Raw genomic sequence first — 19583 nt, forward strand, 5'->3', positions numbered from 1 at the left:
GGCCACGCCGCGTTGTTAGTCACTGGCGTGGCGTTACAACGAGGAGGCAGTACTGATGAAAAGACAGAGACGTCTGCTCGCAGTCACCGCGGTCGTGGGCGCCGCGATCGCCCTCTCCGCGACGGCGAGCACGGCGTCACCGGCCGGCGACAACTCGTTCGGCGGCCGCAATGTCCTGGCCGAGAATCTGTCCAGCTTCAACGAGACCCCACAGACCCTGTCCACCACCGGTGTCGGCCGCTTCTTCGCGACCATTGACGACCGCAACCAGACGATCACGTACCGGCTGAGCTACTCGAACCTGGCCGGCACGGTCACGCAGTCGCACATCCACCTTGGCGGTATGTCGATGAGCGGCGGCATCAGCGTTTTCCTCTGCACGAACCTGGGCAACGGCCCTGCGGGTACGCAGGCATGTCCGGCCGCGCCCGCCGTGGTCACCGGCACGCTCAAGCCGGGCGACATCATCGGCCCCGCGGCCCAGGGCCTCACCGCCGGCCAGTTCGCCGAACTGGTCAAGGCGATCCGGGCCGGTGTCACGTACGTCAACGTGCACAGCACCACCTTCCCCGGTGGCGAGATCCGGGCACAGCTCGACCGCCGCTGATCCGCACCGATACCGCTGGAGGAGCCGGGCGGGGCCGGCTCCTTCCGAACGTGGCCTGCCGTCGTGGACGCAGGCGCTGCTGACCGGTCAGACGCAGCTGGAGACCCGGCTCAGCCGGCGAGCTCGGGCGGGAAGCCGCCGGTGGCGATCGGGCCCCACCTGGTGATCGTCACCCGGATCAGGCTTTTGCCCTGGCGGCGCATGGCTTCGCGGTACTCGTCCCAGTCGGGGTGTTCACCGGAGACGCACCGGAAGTAGTCGACGAGCGGCTCCACGGCCGCCGGCAGATCCAGCACCTCGGCCTCGCCGTCCACCTGCACCCACGGGCCGTCCCAGTCGTCGGACAGTACGCCCAGGGCGACTTTCGGGTTGCGACGAGCGTTGCGGACCTTGGCGCGCTGCGGATACGTGGCGATCACCACGCGGCCTTCGGCGTCCACCCCGCACGTCACCGGGGACAGCTGCGGGGTTCCGTCGGGCCGGTGGGTGATGAGGATGGTCCGGTGGCGCGGACGCAGGAAATCGAGCAGTTCAGCGCGGTCCACCGTTGAGTTCGTCGCGATCCGTGGGGCCATGCGGCGGAGGGTAGCGTGCGCACGTGGCGAATCGACTCAGGGCGTGGCTGGTGCCGGAGCGTGACCAGGTGGTGGTCACCGACCCCGTGCAGCGCAAGGCCATCATCGTCGAGCTGGTGATCGTCTTCACTGTCACGCTGGGGATGAACGGGTTGCGGTCGCTGCTGTCGCTGATCGACGCGCTGCTCAAACCGGCTCCGCTGAGCGACCAGAAGGTCGCGATCAACGTCCCCCAGGCCGTCGACACCACGATCGACCTGATCAAACAGCTGCTAAGCGCGACCCAACTCGTCGCGTGGGGCGCGCTGGGCCTCTATTTGGTGTGGCGGGCCGGCCACAAGCTCACCGAGGTCGGGCTGAAGTTCTTCCGCAGCGACATGGTGCGGGGGGTTGGGCTGGCCGCGCTGATCGGGATTCCCGGCCTGGGCCTGTACCTGATCGTCTACGCCTTGGGCGGCAACCTCGCGGTCCAGACGACGACGCTGGACGACACGTGGTGGCGGCCGATCGCGCTGGTGGCGTCGGCCGCCGGCAACGCGTGGGCGGAGGAGACGCTGGTGATCGCGTACTTCATCACCCGCCTGCGCCAACTGGGGCTGCACGAGAACCAGTCGGTGGCGTGCTCGGCGGTGTTGCGCGGCAGCTACCACCTGTACCAGGGGTTCGGCGGGTTCGTGGGGAATCTGGTGATGGGGCTGGTGTTCGGCCGGATCTGGCAGCGCACGAACCGGCTGTGGCCGATGATCATCGCCCACACGTTGCTCGACACGGTCGCGTTCGTCGGATACTCGCTGCTGCGCGGAGTCAGCTGGCTGCCTAAATGACCTGGTAACGCATGCGCCGCATCATGTTCTCCGGCCCAGGCTGGATGCCCGACTCGTCGAACAGGGCCCCGATCCGGCCGGCGAGGTCCGCGGCATCCCACCGGCTCTCGCCCGCCTTGATCTCCGCGACCGAGGTGAACGGCTGGTAGATCTCGACGCTGTCGCCCTGCACCCCGAACACCTTGCCGCTGATGTGGCCGGCGTCCGGCGAACACAGGAAGGCGACGAGCGGTGCGATGTTGTCCGGGTCGTAGAAGTCGAAGTCACCCGCGCTCGCCTCGACGGCGGCGTCGGTGAACAGCGGCTCGGTCATTCTGGTCCGGGCCGCGGGCGCGATCGCGTTGGATGTCACGCCGTACCGGGCCATCTCGGTCGCCACGATCGTGGAGAACGCCGCGATGCCCGCCTTCGCCGCGCCGTAGTTGGTCTGGCCGAAGTTGCCGAGCAGGCCGGAGGTGGAACTGGTGTGGACGATCCGGCCCGGTCGGCCCGCCGCCCGCCAGTACCGGCAGGCCGCCCTGGTCGGTGCGAAATGGCCGCGCAAGTGGACTCGGACCACGGCGTCCCATTCGTCGTCGGTCATCTTGACCAACGTGCGGTCGCGCAGAATGCCGGCGTTGTTCACCAAGGCGTCCAGGTGGCCGTACTCCTCGACGGTGGACGTGACCATCCGGTCGGCGAAGTCCGTGTCGGCGACATCGCCCGAGGCCACCACCGCGCGGCCACCGGCGGCGATGATCTCGTCGGCCACGTCGTACGCGGGCGACGGGTCGAACTCGGCCAACACCACCGCGGCACCCTGCCGGGCGCACTCCAGCGCCTCACCACGACCGATGCCGCGACCCGCACCGGTGACGATGACGACCTTGCCGTCGAGAATGCCCATACCCACGACATTACGGATTGTCGGCGACCGCCGGCCGCACCGACACCTGGTATCCCGAGCGGCCGACGCTGTCGGTGACGAACCTCTGCCAGCTGCCGTCCGCGATCATCGTCCGCAGCGCCTCGGTGACCTTCGCCCGCCGCGCGTCCCCCTTGCGCAGGCCGACGCCGTACTTCTCGACCGAGAACGGTTTGCCGACCAGCTTCAGCCGATCCGGTTGCTCAGCCACGTAACCCGCCAGGATCACGTCGTCGGTGGTGACCGCGTCGACGTCGCCCTTCAGCAACGCGTCCACGCATTCGCGGTAGGAGCCGCGCTGGTCAAGGGTGACCGAGGCGGCGTAGCCGGAGCGCACCTTCTCCGCCGGTGTGGAACCGGTGACCGAGCACAGCCGCCAGTCGCTGTTGTTCAACGACTCGGGCCCGTCGATGTCCGTGTTCGTCCGGCGTACCAGCAGGGCCTGCCCGGCGACGAAGTACGGCCCGGCGAAGTCGACCTGCTGCTTGCGGGTGTCGGTGATGGAGTACGTGGCCACGACCATGTCGACCTTGCTCTGCCGCAGCAGGGACTCCCGGTCGACCGGACGGGCTTCCACGAACGTGATGTCGCGGGCGCCGGTGCCGAGGCGGTCGGCGACGTACTTCGCGACGTCGACGTCCAGGCCACTGAAGCCGCCGTCGGGGGCGCGCAGCCCGAGACCTGGCTGGTCGAACCGGATACCGACGGTGAGTTTCGGTCCGCCGGGTGGCTGCTCGCCGACCGCGCATCCGGCCACCACAAGCAGGCAGCCCACGGCCATGACTGATCTGAATCGTTCCCCGACGACTGACATCGGCAGGGACGATACCTGGCGATCTGGCACGCAACAAACAGCGTACGTTTCGCTCATCATACGAAACATTTCACTGTTCTTGACGCATCGCACAATCTATTTCCATCAGATTTTGGCCCGAGAGGCGACGATTTACATAGTGAGCCGGTAGCCTCAGAGCGTGACCGCGTACTCAGCGACAGAAGCGCAGGCCCTCGTCGAGCAGCAGGCGCAGCCCCGGGTCGACAGCGAAGTAGGCACGCTACGGACCGTGCTCCTGCACCGCCCAGGAGCTGAGCTCAAGCGGCTCACCCCACGGAACAACGACAAGCTGCTGTTCGACGGTATCCCCTGGGTGGACCGCGCGCAGGCCGAGCACGACGCGTTCGCGGAGGTCCTGACGTCCCGCGGGGTCGAGGTCATGCTGCTCGCCGACGTTCTCGGCAAGGCGCTGGAGGACGGCCGGGCCCGCGCCACCGGGGTCCTGACCGCGGTCGACGAGCGACGCCTCGGCTACGAACTGGCCGACTCACTGCGGTCCCATCTGTCCAGTGTGGACAGCAAGACCCTCGGGCACGTGCTGACCGCCGGCATGACCTTCGAAGAGCTGCCCGTCGCCGAGGGCGCCTCACTGGTCCGCCGCATGCACCACCCGCACGACTTCGCCATCGACCCGCTGCCGAACCTGCTGTTCAGCCGGGACTCGTCGGTGTGGATCGGCGACCGGGTGGCGATCGCGTCCCTCGCCATGCCCGCGCGTGTCCGCGAAACGTCGGTGCTGGACCTGGTGTACGCGTACCACCCGCGGTTCCGTCTGTCCGGCCGGGCGTACGGAGCCCACAGCGCCCCCGTCGAAGGCGGCGACGTGCTGCTGCTCGCACCCGGCGTCCTCGCCATCGGTGTGGGCGAGCGAACCACCCCGGCCGGCGCGGAATCCCTTGCCCGCTCAGCGTTCACCGACGGCCTCGCACATACCGTGCTCGCCGTTCCGATCGCCCAGGACCGCGCGACCATGCACCTGGACACCGTCTGCACCATGGTCGACAAGGACGCGGTCGTGATGTACCCGGCAGTGCGCGACAGCCTGATCGCCTACCCGATGCGCCCCGACGGCTCCGGCGGTGTCGCGGCCCACGGACCCGTGCCGTTCCTCGAAGCCGCGGCCGAAGCCATGGGAATCGAACGGCTCCGGGTCATCGACACCGGCCTGGACTCGGTCACAGCGGAACGCGAACAGTGGGACGACGGCAACAACACACTCGCCCTCTCCCCAGGGGTCGTCGTCGCCTACGAGCGGAACGTGGAAACCAACGCCCGCCTGGAAGAGGCCGGCATCGAGGTGGTACCGATCAGCGGCTCCGAACTCGGCTCCGGCCGCGGCGGCCCACGCTGCATGTCCTGCCCGATCAACCGGGACTCCGCCTAGGTCGTGCTTTCTCCGTCAGCTGTTGGGGAAGGGCTGACGGTCCGGGGTGCACTGGGTCCCTGGTGCCGGCAGTTGAAGGTCGATCAGGTACCGCTCGCGCAGGCGGTCGGTGCAGGTGCTGCCGAGCGGGTTGTGTCCGTGGCCGTCGACCACGACAAGTTGGGCGTTTCCCATTTCGCGGCGGGCGTCGTACGCGAAGGCCACTGAAGTGACCGGGTCGAACCGGTTGTTGATCAGCAGCGCGGGCGTCTTTGAGCGCAGCGTCCACGGCCCCCGGTAGCGCTGTGGGGGCGCGGCCCAGGACGCACACGCCTGCGACGAGTACAGCCAGTGCCTGCCGTAGGTGGGCGCGTACGCGTCGTATGCGCGGGCCAATGCGGGCCATGCTCCGGGAACCGGCGGCAAACTGTTGTCCGCACAGGAGATCGCCGTGAAGGAGTCGAGGAAGTCCAACCGGAACCCGGTGATCTGGTAGATCTCCCGCAGTGGCGCCGGGTCCCCGTCCGGCCCGCGCTCCAGTCCGGTGATCAGCTCGGCCAACGCGGGCCAGCCTCGCTCAGTGTCGTAGAGCAGCTGGGCGTGCAACGGAATGACGTCGGCGTACCGCAACTCCAGCGCATCCTTGCCGCGGCCGACAGTGATCGGCCCTCGCTTCAGCCGGTCCAACACCTTCGCGTTGTGGGCCAGAGTGTCGCCCGCCAAGGGACACCGCCCGGCACCGGCCTCGGTGCACAGCCGGGCGAACTCACGCAGCACCTCCTCCGTGCCTGCCGAGCGCCGCCACAGGGTGTCCAGGGTCCGGTTGGTGTAGCTGTCCGGGTCGATCATCGCGTTGAGCTGCAGCGCACGAACCCGATCGTCGAACAGCGCCCCGTAGACCTCGCCGAGGTAACTGGCGTACGACCCGCCGCTGAAAGTCATCGCCCGATCCCCAACGGCCCGGCGTAACAGATCCAGGTCCCTGGCCGCGTCCACAGTGGTCAGGTGCTGGATCAGTGCCCCGTCATGCTCGGCACATCCGCGCGCGAGCTCCCGGCTGGCCCGTTCGGCCTGCCGCTCCTCGGCCGCATTCACCGGCGGCAGCGCCACCCCGCCCCAGAACCGGGCCTGATCGGCGGCCGAGGCGAAACACCGCACCTGACGGCTGCGCCCAATCCCCCGCTGGTCCATGCTGACCACGTCGAACCGCCGAGCCAACTCACCGTCGGCAAGCGAACCGCCCTTGGCAGCGTCGAACCCAGAACCACCAGGCCCACCCACCGCGGTGAACAGAGTGCCGATCCGCCTCGCCGGGTCAGCGGCTGGCTGACGGATCACAGCCAACGGCAACCGCTTCCCACGCGGGCGCGCATAGTCCAACGGCACGTCAGCAACCGCACACTGATAGCGCTCAAGCCCAGGCTCCTGGCAGGAACCCCAAGCCAGGACCGGCGTGTCAGCCGCATCCGCCTGCGCGACCAGCAAAGCCGCCCCACTGGCGGACGCCACCGGCGCGCCGGCACAAAGCATCAGCACACTCAGCGCACCGACCAGAATCTTTCGAGAGTCGACCACGAAAGGGATCCTCACAGGCCACCTGCTCGCCGTCGTCCTCCAAAGGCACGACACCACCCATCTCAGCCTCTGCATGTCTCCCCTCACATAAGGTACGAACGTTTCTTATCAAGATCGACGATACGCTATAAGAAACGTCCGTGTCCACAGGAGGTTCGATGGCTGCCACTCGGCGCCGAGGCGAGGAGCTGGAGCGGGCGATCCTGGACGCGGTGTGGCTGGAGCTCAGCACCGTCGGGTACGCCAACCTGACCATGGAGAGCGTCGCCCACCGGGCTGGGACCAGCAAACCCGTGCTGTACCGCCGCTGGTCCAACCGCGTGGTACTGGTGCTCGCGGCCCTGCGGGACCAGGTCACGCCGCTGGGCCAGGACCTGCCCGACACCGGCGAGTTGCGTGGCGACCTGCTTGCCCTGCTGAACCGGGCCGCGACCCGCTACCGGGAGTTCGACCACGACCTGCTGCAGGGCCTGATCGGCGAGTTCCCGCACCTCCAGACGGAGATCTTCGAGATCGCCCCGGCGGCGGTCGAGACACTTCTGGCCCGCGCGGTCGCGCGCGGCGAGATCGCGGCGGCACCGGTCACCCAACGCGTCGCACGACTGCCGCTCGACCTGGTGCGGCACGAGCTGGTGATCACCCACGAACCGGTGCCGGACCATGTGCTGGCCGAGATCGTCGACGACATCTTCCTGCCACTGATCCGGGCACGGCGAGATGCGCACAACCGCATGAAGAAATAAGGAATGCCTTACCTAAATACGTTCTCGATAGGCTTGCCTAAATTAGCATCGCCAAATTGTGGAAACAAGACTTCCGGGTTATCTTGCGAATATGACCAGCAAGTTCCACGAGCTGCTTCAGCAGCAGATTCGCAGTGAGTTCACGGCCTCCCAGCAGTACATCGCGGTCGCGGTGTGGTTCGACGACCAGGACCTCCCGCAGCTCGCGAAGCACTTTTACCACCAGGCGCTGGAAGAGCGTAACCACGCGATGATGATCGTGCAGTACCTGCTCGACACCGGCCTCAAGGTGACCATTCCCGGGGTCGACGAGGTGCGCAACGACTTCACCGCCGCGGTCGAGTTGGTGGAGCTGGCGCTCGCCCAGGAACGCCAGGTCACCGACGAGATCATCCGGCTGGCCAAGACCGCGCGGGACGAGGACGACTACAAGGGCGAGCAGTTCATGCAGTGGTTCCTCAAGGAGCAGACCGAAGAGGTGGCGCAGATGTCCACCCTGCTCAACGTGGTCAAGCGGGCCAACGGCAACCTGTTCGACGTGGAGAACTTCATGGCCAGGGAGTCGGTCGGCAACGGCGGCTCGGACCCGCTCGCCCCGCACGCCGCCGGCGGTTCGGTGTAGGGAAGTTTGCCACCTCGCCCGCGCCGAGCCCGTGGGCGAGGTGGAAATGCCTCAGCCGCAGTCCGTGCCCTGCGTCAACGAGATCGACACGACTTTCGCCGGGGTGGCCGTGGAAAGGTCGAACTTGTAGCGTGCGCTGGAATTCCCGGGCACCGGGGTGACGCCGCCGCTGTAGCTCGGGTACTTCGCGCGAATCTGATCCTCGGTGGCCCCGATGCCGATACCTTCCGGGGTGTGCGTGCTTCCGTGCACGGCGATGCCGACCAGTCCGTTCTTCTTGGACACGGTGAGTGTCACGTCCGTCCGGCCGTTGACCGTGTACCCGGCGCATGACGCAGTGGATGTGCTGGGAGTCACCTGGTTGGTGGCCACCAGGTCGGCCTCGGACATGCCGAGCACGAACGAGCCGAGCCCGGTCGGGCCCAAGGTTGTCGGCGTGACGGGTGGTGAGGTGTCCTTCGAGGTGGCCGGTCGGGGGGTGGTCGCCACCGGAGGCACCTTGCCCGGCGTTTTCGGAGTGGAGGGGTCGACCGCGGGCGGCGAGGTCGAAGGCGGTGAGTCAGGCGCCGACGAGGCGGCCGACGTCAACGGGGAGTCCGGAGTGGACGAGGTGATCGTCAACTGGGGCACGGCGACGTCCGAGGCGGTCGACGAGGGGCGGGTCAGTGCGACGGCCCCGGCCACCAGCGCCACGGCACTCACCACACCGGCCGCGCTGACCAGCGCGATCCGCCGCCGGCGCACCCGACGGGCTCCAGCGACCACGGCCTTCTCCGCGTCCGCGGCGACCTGGACGTCCAGGCGGTCGTCCTGGAACAGCCTGGTCAACTCGTCCTCAATGTCCATCCTCAACACCTCCTTTCCGTCGTCGTCGCCAGCCTGGTCCGCAACGCCGCCATGGCCTTGCTCGCCTGGCTTTTCACGGTTCCCTGGCTGACCTTGAGGGTCCGGGCGATCTCCGCCTCGGACAAGCCGTCGTAGTAGCGCAGCACGATCACCGCCCGCTGCCGTTGTGGCAACGCGCGCAAAGCCTGCCAGAGAGGCTCGTTCTCGAACGAGTCCGCTGGAACGGACGCCGCTCGCTCCGGCAGGTCCGCTACCAGGCTTTCCTTCCGGCGCCGGCGCCACACACTGATGTGCGTGTTCGCCATCGCGCGCCGAACGTACGCCAGCGGGTCGTCCGCGCCGCGCGCGACGCTGGCCCACCGCGACCCGACCTTCTCCAGCACTGCCTGCACCAGATCGGCGCCGTCGTGCGGGTTCCCGGCCAGCGCGTGGCCGTAGCGCAACAGCCCGGGCAGCGCCGCGCGTACGAACTCCGCGAAATCATCCACGGAAATCTCCCCGGTGTCCCGCGAGTGAGCCGTCTGTGTCGGCACGACGACGGCCATTCGCCCGCCTTCCTGAACGACTCACGCTGGACATGCGGAACACGCGTGAACGTCGTCCGAGGTTGCCTTGACTTCAGGGACGGTTGTCGGCGAGGGCGGTTGGCAGGGTGAAGGCACCTTTCGCGTCCGGCGGAAAGGCGTGCACGGCGATCACGGCCCGTTCCGGGATCGGCCCGTAGACGTGCGGGAACCAGGGCATGGCGGCCGGGTCGTCCGATTCGGCCGCCGGCTCCCACCGGACCGGCACGTCCAGCCGGGCGGTGTCGATCACGAGCAGCACCAGGTCGGTCCGGCCGGCGAAGATCCGGTTGGCGGGCAGGTGCGCGGTGCCGAAGTCCGAGCAGTGCACGAACCCCTCGGTGGCCAGGGACGCCGGCCGGTACTCAGTGCTGACGCTCGACCCTGCAAGCAGATCTTCGGTCGCCGGCGGCCATTCGTCCCGGCCGCAGATGTGCAGGATCATCGAATGGTGACCTGACGGCCGACCAGACCGTCCCGGGACCGCCGTTCGTCGCTGGTCAACGGCTTGTCCGCGACGGTCGACAGCGCCTCGGCGAGCCGGTCGCCGAGTTCGGCCGCGGGCTTCTCCCATTCCCGGGCGTGCGGATCGGCGTCCAGGTCGAACACGGGCACGAGCAGTCCGTGCGCCCGGAACGATCCGGCGTACTTGGAGCCTTCGCCGAGGGTGAGCCCGCCGGCCGCGGACAGCCGGGCCATGGCGGCCATCAGCTGCTCCTCCGACTCCGGCCGCACCCACCGCAGGTACGCCTTGTCGCCCGCGAGCGTCCAGTACGCGGCGGGGCCGACCCGGTGCGTGGGCATGATCGCCTCGTTGGCCCGCTCCAACGACAGCGCGACGTCGCCGGACGGCTCGGTGTCCGGCGCGAGCCACCAGTTGAAGTTCTCGTGCACCACGGGCTCGAGCACGGCGTCCGCGGGGATCAGGTCCTGCAGGCGCTGCTCGGTCGACGGGGCGAGGCTGAGCACGTCACCCGGCTTGGCTTCCAACGCCCACGTGATGGACGCGGCGACGTCCCGGCTGATGTTCTCCGACCGGGTCTGCACCTGCAGGCCGATGAACGCCTCTTCGTCCTCGGTGGCGCGCACCAGCGCCGCCGAAGCCAGCGGGAGCACGGTGCCCAGGGTCACGGTCCGCGTGGCGTCCAGCGGAAGCCGTACGGTCGCGGACGGCACGAACTCACGCAACGCGACCAGCTCACACTCGGCGGCCAAGCCCTCGAAGGGCCGCGTGCCGGACAGGTCGACCGCTCCGCCGGGCGCGCCGTGGCACGCCTTGTACCGCTTGCCAGAGCCGCACGGGCACGCCTGACGCGGGTTGATCCCGTCCTCGCCAGCTGCCGAACGCCGTGCTCGTCTGGCCTGTTTCGCCCCGGCGCCCTTGCCCACCTGGCTCTCCTCACATCACCTCGGTCGAATGTGTCCCAGGGACGGTACCGCGCAGGATGGCCGAGGTCGCGGCCGGCTTGTTGGTGGCGACGAACCGGACCCCCAAGTCCCGGCACAGCTGGACGTCAGCGGGGTCGTCCACGGTCCAGCAGTACGTCGGCCGGCCGGCTTTCGCCACGTAGTCCGGGTCGGCGCGCAGTCGCTCGATGCCCGGCCCGACGTAGTCGCCGACACGCGGCGTGACCTTCGTCCCCACCAAGATCACGGTCGGTAGTTTCGGGGCGATCCGACGGATCCGGTGGACGGCGCGGGCGGAGAAGGACATCACCACGACCGGCGACTCGTCCTTGTCCTTCGGCCGGGCCAGCCCGTGCCTGGCCAGCAGGGCCACCAGCTTCGCCTCGACCAGGCCGCCGTACCGGACCGGGTGTTTGGTCTCGACGAACAGCCGCACCCCGGGCTTCACCAGGCCGAGCAGGGTGTCCAGGGTGAGCACGCCACGCTTCCCGTCGCCCCAGGAGAGCCGGTTCAGCTCGGCCATCGTCATCGTGCTGACCACGCCGTGGCCGTCGGAGGTCCGGTCGACTGTCCGGTCGTGGACGCACACCAGCTCGCCGTCCCTGGACAGCCGGACGTCACATTCCAGGCCGTCCGCCCGCTGGGCGATCGCCAGCTCGTAGGCGGCCAGGGTGTGTTCGGCCATGTCCGCGGACGCACCACGGTGTGCGACGACTTCAGGAAGCACCACCCGATGGTGACACGGATCGCTGGCAAGCGTGTGAACTGCGGTCATACGGTTGCCGACATGCCGTTCGACCCGAGTGACCCCGCTTTCGTCGCCGACCCGTACCCGACTTTCGCCGCGCTGCGCGCCAAGGCGCCCGTGCACCGGGCGGAAAAACTCGGCCTGGCCGTGGCGGTAACCCACGCCGCGTGCTCGGAGGTGCTGCGTGCCCGGTCCCTCGGCCGGATCTGGTCGGACGCCACCCCGATCGAACAGTTCACGTCGTTCAACCTGTTGCACCGCAACTCGCTGCTGGAGAACGAGCCGCCCACGCACACCCGGCTGCGGCGGCTGGTGTCGAAGGCGTTCGGCCGTGGGCACACCGAACGGCTGCGGCCGTGGGTGGACGAGCTGGCGCTGCGGCTGGTCGAGGACCTGGCGTCGGCCGGCTCCGGGGATCTGCTGGCCACGGTCGCGGCGCCGCTGCCGGTCGAGGTGATCGCCGAGCTGCTGGGGGTGCCGGCCACGGACCGGCCGTTGCTGGTGCCCTGGTCGAACGCGATCGTGAAGATGTACGAGTACGGCCTGCCTGAGCAGGCGCGGGCGGAGGCCGAGCGGGCCGCGACCGAGTTCGTGACGTACCTGCGGTCGCTCGCGGCCGATCCGGCACCGGACAGCCTGGTGAGTGACCTGGTCTCGGTCCGTGCCGAAGGTGACCGGCTGAGCCAGGACGAGTTGGTGGCGACGGCGGTGCTGCTGTTGATGGCCGGGCATGAGGCCACGGTCAACGTGATCGGCAACGGGGTGCTCGCGTTGCTGCGCAACCGGTCCCAGTGGCAGCGGCTGGTCGACGACCCTGCCTTGATCCCGACCGCCGTCGAGGAGCTGATCCGGTACGACGCGCCGCTGCAGTTGTTCGAGCGGACCGCCACCGCCGAGGTCACCATCGCCGGGTACCCGGTGAAACCGGGCGAGAAGATCGCCGCGCTGTTGGGCGCCGCGGCTCGGGACCCGTTGGCGTTCGACCGGCCGGACACCCTGGACGTCGGCCGGAATCCCAACCCCCACCTGGGGTTCGGCGCCGGGATCCACTACTGCGTCGGCGCGCCGCTGGCCCGGGTGGAGATCACGGCCGCGCTGACCGCGCTGGTGACCCGGATGCCCGGCCTGGATCTGGCCGGGGAGCCGGAGCGGCGGCCGGAGTTCGTGATCCGTGGGCTGCGAAAGCTACCCGTCAGTTAACAGTTCGGTCCGACCCATTGCCCCCGGTGAGCCCCGGAGCTACCGTCCGTGATCTAGGTCACAACGGTTTGCCCCGGTGGTCAACGGCGCGAAGGGCAGAACTGTGCTGCTGGTCAAGAACCTGGAAGTGGTCTACGACGACGTGGTCCTCGTCCTGCGCGGGCTGAGCATCGAGGTGCCCGCGGGCGAGATCGTCGCCGTACTGGGCGCCAACGGCGCCGGCAAGACGACCCTGTTACGGGCGGTCTCGGGCTTGTTGGCACCCCATCGGGGAAAGATCACCAAGGGCACGGTCACGCTCGACGGCACCGACATCACCGGCGCGGACCCGGCCAGGATCGTCCGCCGGGGACTGGCCCAGGTGCTGGAGGGCCGGCGGGTGTTCGCCGAGATCACCGTGGACGAGAACCTCCGGGCCGGCGCGTACACCCGGCGCTCACGTACCGAGGTCGGCGAGTCGTACGCACGCGTGCTCGACCTGTTCCCGGTGTTGGCCGAACGGCGGAAAGCCGTCGCCGGCTACCTGTCCGGCGGTGAACAGCAGATGCTGGCGATCGGCCGGGCGCTGATGGCGTCACCCAGGTTGCTCCTGTTGGACGAGCCGTCCCTTGGGCTCGCGCCCCGGCTGGTCGAACAGGTGCGGGACATCGTCGCGCAAATCAACCAGCAGGGCACAAGCGTGCTGCTGATCGAGCAGAACGCGGTGATGGCGCTGGCCGTCGCGCACTCCGGCTACGTGCTGGAGACCGGGAAGGTGGTCAAACACGGCCCGGCCGCCGACCTGCTGGCCGACGAGGACATCCGCGAGTTCTACCTGGGGGCCAGCGAACGGCGGTCCTTCGCCGAGGTCAAGACCTACCGGAGGAGGAAGCGTTGGAGCGTCTGACCAAGCTCGAAGTGCGCGACCTGACGCTGCGCTTCGGCGGGGTGACCGCGTTGGACAACGTCGGTTTCGACGTCATGGCCGGCGAGATGTTCGCGGTGATCGGACCGAACGGCGCCGGCAAGACGTCCATCTTCAACTGTGTCAACGGGGTCTACAAGCCGCAGGCGGGCACCATCAGGCTCGGCGACACCGTGCTGACCGGCAGGTCACCGGCGTCGATCGCGGCTCTCGGGGTGGCCAGGACGTTCCAGAACCTCGGGTTGTTCGGAAACCTGAGCCTGATCGACAACCTGATGCTCGGCCGCCATCACCTGATGCGGACCGGCATGCTCGCCGGGATGTTCTGGTGGGGACGGGCCAAACGCGAGGAGATCACCCACCGCGCCGACGTCGAGTCCGTGATCGACCTGCTGGAACTCGGGCCGTACCGGCGGACACCGGCCGGGATGCTGCCGTACGGCGTGGCCAAACGCGCGGAGCTCGGCCGGGCCTTGGCGATGGAGCCCACGCTGTTGCTGCTGGACGAGCCGGTCGCCGGGATGAACCTGGAGGAGACCGAGGACATGGCCCGGTATCTCACCGAGGTCCGGCGCCGGCTGGGCGTCACGATGATCCTGGTCGAGCACGACATGCGGCTGGTGATGGACCTCGCCGACCGGGTGCTCGCGCTGGACTTCGGCGTGCCGATCGCGACCGGGACCCCCGCGGAGGTCCAGAACGACCCGGTCGTGGTCGAGGCGTACCTCGGTGGTGCGGCGTGAACACGGTCCTTGAGAAGTCCACTGTGGACGTCGCGACGCTGCCGGCGCGGTTGCTGGAGTTGGCGCACACCCGTGGCGACACCGTGGGCCTGCGGTGGAAGACGGTCGGGCGATGGCAGTCGTTTTCCTGGCGTTCCTACGCGTTACGGGTGGCCGGGGTGGCCGCCGGACTGCGTGAACTCGGGGTCACGCGTGGCGGCAGAGTGGCGATCCTGGCCGAGAACCGCCCCGAATGGGTCTTCGCCGACCTCGCGGTCCAGGGGCTCGGCGCGGTGAGTGTCGGGATCTACCCGACCTCGCCGCCGGCCGACGTCGAGTACATCCTCGCGCACGCCCAGGTCGAGATCGCGATCGTGGAGAACGAGGAGCAACTCGACAAAGTGCTCGCGGTCCGCGGCCGGCTTCCCGTGTTGCGCCACATCGTCGTGATGGACGGACGCGGTGTCCGGCCCGGGGACGCGATCCCGTTCATGGACCTGGAACGGGACGAGGCGCTGGACGAGTTCGCGGCCTCGGTGTCCTTGCTGGATCCGTCGTCGCTCGCGGTTCTCGTGTACACGTCCGGCACCACAGGTCCGCCCAAGGGCGCCATGCTTTCGCACGCGAACCTGCTGGCCTCCGGGCACACGTTCGCGGCGGCGCTGCCGGCCGGGCCGCGCGACGAGATCCTGAGCTACCTGCCGCTGTGTCACGTGGCCGAACGGCTGTTGTCGGTGATCGTCGCCTTGTCGGCCGGATCGACGGTGAACTTCGGCGAAGGTTTTCTGACCGACCTGCACGAGGTGCAGCCGACGATCTTCCTCGGCGTCCCCCGGGTGTGGGAGAAGATGATGGCCGGGGTAGAGATCCGGATCGCCGACAGCACGTGGCTGAAGAAGACGCTCTACCGCTTATGCGTCCGCCTGGGCAAACGGATCGCGCCCCGCCGGATGACCGGCCGGGCCTCGGTGTTCGACCGCCTGGTGCTCACGCTGTGTGGGTTGCTGGTGTTCCGGCCGTTGCGCGCGAAGCTCGGCATGTCGCGGGCCCGGGTGCCGTTGAGCGGCGCGGCGCCGATCGCGCCCCAGGTGCTGGAGTTCCTGTGGGCCATCGGAATTCCGGTGCGGGAAGGGTACGGGCAGACCGAGAACACCGCCATCTGCACACTGAACCCGCCCGGGGACGTGCGGTTGGGCACGGTCGGCCAGGCACTGCCCGGAGTCGAGGTGCGGATCGCCGACGACGGCGAGATCCTGACCCGCTCGGCCGGTGTCTTCCTCGGCTATCTCAACGACCCCGGGTCGGGTGTCGACGCGGACGGCTGGCTGCACACCGGTGACGTGGGCGCCCTTGAGGACGGCTACCTGCGGATCACTGACCGGAAGAAGGACGTGATCATCACCGCGGGCGGCAAGAACCTGTCGCCCTCGGAGATCGAGAACCGGTTGAAGGTCTCCCCTTACGTCCGCGAGGCCGTCGTGATCGGAGACCGCAGGAACTACGTCACCGCGCTGATCGGGATCGAACTGGAGACCGTCGGCGACTGGGCCGCACGGCGCGACCTGCCGTACACGACGTACGCGGATCTCGCCGGGAAACCCGAGGTCGTCGCGCTGATCCAGACCGTCGTGCGCGCGGCCAACCGGGACCTGGCCCAGGTCGCGCAGGTCAAGCGGTTCACGTTGCTGGACAAGGAACTCGACCATGAGGACGGCGAGTTGACCGCCACCCAGAAGGTGAAACGCGCCGCGATCGAACGGCGGTTCGCGACCCGGATCGAGGCGATGTACACATGATCGCCTTCCTGCAGAACTGCTTCGCCGGCCTGTCGCTGGGGTCCACCTACGCACTGGTGGCACTGGGTTTCGTGGTCATCTTCAAGTCCACCGGGGTGATCAACTTCGCGCAGGGCGGGCTGCTCGCCCTCGGCGCGTACCTCGGGTACACGTTCGCCAACAACCTCGCGCTGGCGTTCGGCATCGCGATCCTGCTGGCGTGCCTGACGGCCGCGGTCGTCGGCGCCGGGTTCGAACGGATCGTGCTGCGGCGGATGGTCGGCCAGCCGCCGTTCGCGGTCATCATGGTCACCATCGGGCTGCTGTTCGTCCTCTCCCCGCTCACCACCGCGATCTGGGGATTCGACAACAAGCAGGTGCGCAACCCGTGGAACATCCAGACGGTCAGCCTCGGCGACCTGGTGTTCGGTGTCCGGGACCTGTGGACGATCGGGCTGACCGCCCTGGTCCTGACGGCGTTCTTCGTGTTCTTCCGGTACTCGTCGCTCGGCCTGGCCATGCGGGTGACGGCGTTCGACCCGGAAGCCGCGTTGGCCCAAGGGATCAGCGCGCGACGGGTGTACGCGGTGTCGTGGGCCATCGCGGCCGGGCTGGCGGCGTTGGCCGGGATCGCCACGGCCGCCGGGCCCGGCGGACTGTCGCCGTCCATCGGGGACATCGCGCTGGCCGCGTTCCCGGCGATGATCGTCGGCGGCATGGACTCACCGGCCGGCGCCGTGCTCGGCGGGCTGGTGATCGGGATGGCCGAGGCGCTCACCCGCGGCTACCAGGACCAGCTGTTCTCCTGGGCCGGGGACAACGTCTCGGTGATCGTCCCGTACCTGTTGATGATCGTGATCCTGCTGATCAGACCGTACGGGCTGCTCGGCACCAAGGACGTGAGGCGGGTCTGATGGGCCGACCACATCGTGCCATGGTCCGTGAGTTCGGGCAGGACCTGCGGCTCTTCGCCACCCCGGCAGCCCGGGTCGGGCTGGTGGTGATGCTGCTCGTGCTCGTGATGCTGCCGATGGTGGTCCAGGACGACTTCTGGCTGTCCGTGCTGATCTACGTCGGCATCACCGCGGTCGGCGCGCTCGGCCTGAACCTGCTGACCGGCTACTGTGGACAGATATCGCTCGGGCACGCCTTCTTCATCGGGGCCGGGGCGTACGTCACCGGTTGGCTGGGTGGCGACCTCGGCCTGCCGCTGGTGTTGTGGCTGCCGCTGGCGGCGGTCGCAGGTGGCCTGCTGGGAGCCATGGTCGGGCCGTTCGCGTTGCGGTTGCGCGGGCCCTACCTGGCGATCGTGACCCTGGGCCTGGTGTTCATCGGCGAGCACCTGTGGCGCAACCTCAAGGGGTTGACCGGCGGGAACTCCGGCACGTCCATCAACGCCGACCTGTCCGTCGGGCCGCTTGACTTCAACCGGATCGTCCTTGGCGGCGAGGTCTACTCCCGCAACCAGGGGTTCTTCTGGCTGGTGTGGGCACTCGTGGCGGTCCTCGCGCTGCTGGTGAAGAACCTGGCCAGGACCCGGCCGGGCCGGGCGCTGCAAGCCGTGCGGGACCGCGACCAGGCAGCCGAGGTGATCGGCGTCCGCGCCGGGCGCTACAAGATCGGCGCTTTCGTCGTGTCCAGCGCGATCGCCTCGGTCGCCGGCGCGCTGTTCGGGGCGTACCAGCAGTTCGTCAGCCCGGACGAATGGAACCTGCTGCTGTCCATCCAGTACATCGCGATCGTCATCGTGGGCGGCCTCGGCACGGTCTTCGGATCTGTGCTCGGGGCGATCTTCGTGGGCGCGCTGCCCGCGTTGATCGACCGGTTCGCCGCCGACATCCCCGGCGTGCAGACCAGCGTCGGCGGACCGGGCTTCATCAGCGTGTTCGCGCTCAACCAGGCCATCTTCGGCGTCCTCATCGTGGTGTTCCTGGTGTTCGAGCCGCGCGGGCTCGCCGGGATCTGGCTGCGGGTCAAGGCTTACTTCAAGTCCTGGCCCTTCTCGTATTGACTCAAGGAGGCGTCCATGCGAGGCATCACATTGGCGGTTGCCGCGACCCTGCTGGTCGCGGCATGCGGCGGCGCTGGCGACAAAGGCGGCGGCCCGAGCAGCGGCGCGGCCGGCGCCCCACCGACCACCACCGGCTTCGACGGGTCAACGATCAAACTCGGTGTGCTCAGCCCGCTGTCCGGGCCGGTCGCCGTGATCGGTTTACCGCTCACCGCCGGGAACAAGATCTGGTTCGACAGTTTGAACGGCCGCGGTGGCGTCGCCGGCAAGTACAAGGTCGAACTCGTCCAGGAGGACACCCAGTACAAGCCGGACGTGACCGTCCAGCAGTACAACAAGATCAAGGGCAACGTGGTCGCGTTCACCCAGGTCCTCGGCACCGCGCCCACTCTTGCGGTACTGCCGCAGCTCAAAACCGACAAGGTGCTCGCCGCGCCGGCCTCCCTGGACGCCCTCTGGGTGCGGGAACCGAACCTGCTGCCGGTCGGTGGGCCGTACCAGATCCAGGTGATCAACGCCCTCGACCACTACCTGACCGAGGGCGGCGGCACCAAGGACTCGAAGATCTGCATGATGCTGCAGGACGACGTCTACGGCGAAGCCGGACTGCAAGGCCTCACGTACGCGAGCCAGAAGTACGGCTTCCAGATCGCCAACACCCAACGCTTCAAGAACGGCACCGAGAACTACACCGGCCAGATCCAGGCACTGGCCGGCGCGGGCTGCCAGATGGTGTTCCTCACCGCCACCCCCACCGACGCCGGCAAGATCTGGGGAACCGCGGCCCAGGCCCGGTTCGCGCCACGCTGGTACGCCCAGTCCCCGGCCTACGCCGCCGCCCTGTCGAAGTCGCCGCTCACCCCGTACCTGCAGCAGAACGCGATCATCGTCGCCGAAGGCACCGAGTGGGGCGACAACAAGGTGAGCGGCATGAAGGACATGGTCGACCGGACGGCCCAGTTCGGCCCGCAGCAACAGCCGGACTACTACCTCGCGTTCGGCTACAACCAGGGCCGGGCGATGACCGCGGTGCTGGAGAAAGCCGTCCAACTCGGCAACCTCACCCGGGAAGGGATCCTGGAGGCGTCCCGGCAACTCGGCACGGTCTCCTTCGACGGACTCAGCGGCGACTACATCTATGGCCCCGCCGAAACCCGCAACCCACCCCGAACGAGCACCCTGTTCACGGTCGACCCGACAAAGCCGTTCGGCCTGAAGACCCTGAAGTACAACTTCGCCTCGGACGCCGCGAAGTCCTTCGAGTTCCAGAAAACAGGCTGACCCCCACCCTCTCCGGGGGGCGACCCCGGGGCCAGTCTATCGGGGGTGGCGTCCTGTCAGAGGGTTTGGCGGCAGTGA

At 68.5% G+C, this 19583-nt stretch carries 21 protein-coding genes; 12 read left to right on the forward strand and 9 right to left on the reverse strand.

Going from position 1 to position 19583, the window contains the following annotated elements:
- Window positions 1-55: 55 nt before the first annotated feature.
- The gene (locus EV192_RS01520; RefSeq protein ID WP_132110350.1) at window positions 56-607 is read left to right on the forward strand and encodes a CHRD domain-containing protein; all 552 of its coding nucleotides are present in this window, start codon (window positions 56-58) and stop codon (window positions 605-607) included.
- 110 nt (window positions 608-717) lie between these two features.
- Here the strand turns inward: EV192_RS01520 and EV192_RS01525 are convergent, their stop codons facing one another.
- Window positions 718-1182 (reverse strand): PPOX class F420-dependent oxidoreductase, encoded by a 465-nt coding sequence (locus tag EV192_RS01525; protein ID WP_132110352.1) that lies wholly within the window; start codon window positions 1180-1182, stop codon window positions 718-720.
- Between the two features lie 23 nt (window positions 1183-1205).
- Between EV192_RS01525 and EV192_RS01530 the strand changes: the two genes are divergently transcribed.
- Entirely contained in the window at window positions 1206-2006 is an 801-nt protein-coding gene (locus tag EV192_RS01530) for a CPBP family intramembrane glutamic endopeptidase (protein ID WP_165960163.1), read from the forward strand.
- Here EV192_RS01530 and EV192_RS01535 read toward each other — a convergent pair.
- Together EV192_RS01535 and EV192_RS01540 are read right to left on the reverse strand one after the other, a co-directional pair.
- On the reverse strand, window positions 1999-2892 hold the full coding sequence (locus EV192_RS01535; RefSeq protein ID WP_132110354.1) for an SDR family NAD(P)-dependent oxidoreductase: 894 nt from the start codon (window positions 2890-2892) through the stop codon (window positions 1999-2001). The two genes, EV192_RS01530 and EV192_RS01535, sit on opposite strands and share 8 nt — an antisense overlap.
- A gap of 10 nt (window positions 2893-2902) precedes the next feature.
- Window positions 2903-3724, reverse strand: coding sequence for a glutamate ABC transporter substrate-binding protein (locus EV192_RS01540; protein WP_132110356.1), 822 nt, complete (start codon window positions 3722-3724; stop codon window positions 2903-2905).
- Window positions 3725-3884: 160 nt separating this feature from the next.
- On the opposite strand from EV192_RS01540, the gene EV192_RS01545 reads away from it, so the two are divergent.
- A complete protein-coding gene (locus EV192_RS01545) occupies window positions 3885-5129 on the forward strand; it encodes an arginine deiminase (RefSeq protein WP_132110358.1) in 1245 nt (414 codons plus the stop codon).
- Window positions 5130-5144: 15 nt separating this feature from the next.
- Here EV192_RS01545 and EV192_RS01550 read toward each other — a convergent pair whose 3' ends face one another.
- The gene (locus tag EV192_RS01550) at window positions 5145-6683 is read right to left on the reverse strand and encodes an alpha/beta hydrolase (protein ID WP_243726567.1); all 1539 of its coding nucleotides are present in this window, start codon (window positions 6681-6683) and stop codon (window positions 5145-5147) included.
- Between the two features lie 158 nt (window positions 6684-6841).
- Here EV192_RS01550 and EV192_RS01555 point away from each other — a divergent pair, with 158 nt between their 5' ends.
- On the forward strand, window positions 6842-7426 hold the full coding sequence (locus tag EV192_RS01555; protein ID WP_132110360.1) for a TetR/AcrR family transcriptional regulator: 585 nt from the start codon (window positions 6842-6844) through the stop codon (window positions 7424-7426).
- 91 nt (window positions 7427-7517) lie between these two features.
- Complete coding sequence (locus EV192_RS01560; RefSeq protein ID WP_132110362.1) at window positions 7518-8048, forward strand: ferritin; 531 nt, start codon at window positions 7518-7520, stop codon at window positions 8046-8048.
- A gap of 51 nt (window positions 8049-8099) precedes the next feature.
- Here the strand turns inward: EV192_RS01560 and EV192_RS01565 are convergent, their stop codons facing one another.
- The 5 genes from EV192_RS01565 to EV192_RS01585 all read right to left on the reverse strand — a co-directional run bounded on the left by EV192_RS01565 (window position 8100) and on the right by EV192_RS01585 (window position 11591).
- A complete protein-coding gene (locus EV192_RS01565) occupies window positions 8100-8894 on the reverse strand; it encodes a hypothetical protein (protein WP_132110364.1) in 795 nt (264 codons plus the stop codon).
- Window positions 8895-8896: 2 nt separating this feature from the next.
- Complete coding sequence (locus tag EV192_RS01570) at window positions 8897-9439, reverse strand: SigE family RNA polymerase sigma factor (protein ID WP_132110366.1); 543 nt, start codon at window positions 9437-9439, stop codon at window positions 8897-8899.
- Between the two features lie 73 nt (window positions 9440-9512).
- On the reverse strand, window positions 9513-9902 hold the full coding sequence (locus tag EV192_RS01575) for a DUF952 domain-containing protein (protein ID WP_132110368.1): 390 nt from the start codon (window positions 9900-9902) through the stop codon (window positions 9513-9515).
- On the reverse strand, window positions 9899-10780 hold the full coding sequence (locus tag EV192_RS01580) for a DUF5926 family protein (RefSeq protein WP_207925918.1): 882 nt from the start codon (window positions 10778-10780) through the stop codon (window positions 9899-9901). Before EV192_RS01580 ends, EV192_RS01575 begins: the two co-directional genes overlap by 4 nt.
- 76 nt (window positions 10781-10856) lie before the next feature.
- Complete coding sequence (locus tag EV192_RS01585; RefSeq protein WP_243726568.1) at window positions 10857-11591, reverse strand: glycerophosphodiester phosphodiesterase; 735 nt, start codon at window positions 11589-11591, stop codon at window positions 10857-10859.
- Window positions 11592-11651: 60 nt separating this feature from the next.
- On the opposite strand from EV192_RS01585, the gene EV192_RS01590 reads away from it, so the two are divergent.
- From EV192_RS01590 to EV192_RS01620, 7 genes are all read left to right on the forward strand, one after another.
- A complete protein-coding gene (locus EV192_RS01590; protein WP_132110374.1) occupies window positions 11652-12812 on the forward strand; it encodes a cytochrome P450 in 1161 nt (386 codons plus the stop codon).
- 103 nt (window positions 12813-12915) lie between these two features.
- Window positions 12916-13698, forward strand: a complete 783-nt coding sequence (locus tag EV192_RS01595) for an ABC transporter ATP-binding protein (protein WP_132112825.1) — start codon at window positions 12916-12918, stop codon at window positions 13696-13698.
- Complete coding sequence (locus EV192_RS01600) at window positions 13686-14459, forward strand: ABC transporter ATP-binding protein (protein ID WP_243726570.1); 774 nt, start codon at window positions 13686-13688, stop codon at window positions 14457-14459. The genes EV192_RS01595 and EV192_RS01600 overlap by 13 nt, the downstream gene beginning before the upstream one ends.
- Complete coding sequence (locus tag EV192_RS01605) at window positions 14456-16234, forward strand: AMP-dependent synthetase/ligase (RefSeq protein ID WP_132110376.1); 1779 nt, start codon at window positions 14456-14458, stop codon at window positions 16232-16234. The genes EV192_RS01600 and EV192_RS01605 overlap by 4 nt, the downstream gene beginning before the upstream one ends.
- Window positions 16231-17127 (forward strand): branched-chain amino acid ABC transporter permease, encoded by an 897-nt coding sequence (locus tag EV192_RS01610; protein ID WP_132110378.1) that lies wholly within the window; start codon window positions 16231-16233, stop codon window positions 17125-17127. The genes EV192_RS01605 and EV192_RS01610 overlap by 4 nt, the downstream gene beginning before the upstream one ends.
- The gene (locus tag EV192_RS01615; protein WP_132110380.1) at window positions 17127-18224 is read left to right on the forward strand and encodes a branched-chain amino acid ABC transporter permease; all 1098 of its coding nucleotides are present in this window, start codon (window positions 17127-17129) and stop codon (window positions 18222-18224) included. The genes EV192_RS01610 and EV192_RS01615 overlap by 1 nt, the downstream gene beginning before the upstream one ends.
- Before the next feature lie 15 nt (window positions 18225-18239).
- The gene (locus EV192_RS01620; RefSeq protein WP_132110382.1) at window positions 18240-19505 is read left to right on the forward strand and encodes an ABC transporter substrate-binding protein; all 1266 of its coding nucleotides are present in this window, start codon (window positions 18240-18242) and stop codon (window positions 19503-19505) included.
- Window positions 19506-19583: the final 78 nt, after the last annotated feature.

This window comes from Actinocrispum wychmicini, assembly GCF_004345645.1.
GTDB classification, from domain to species: Bacteria; Actinomycetota; Actinomycetes; order Mycobacteriales; family Pseudonocardiaceae; genus Kibdelosporangium; species Kibdelosporangium wychmicini.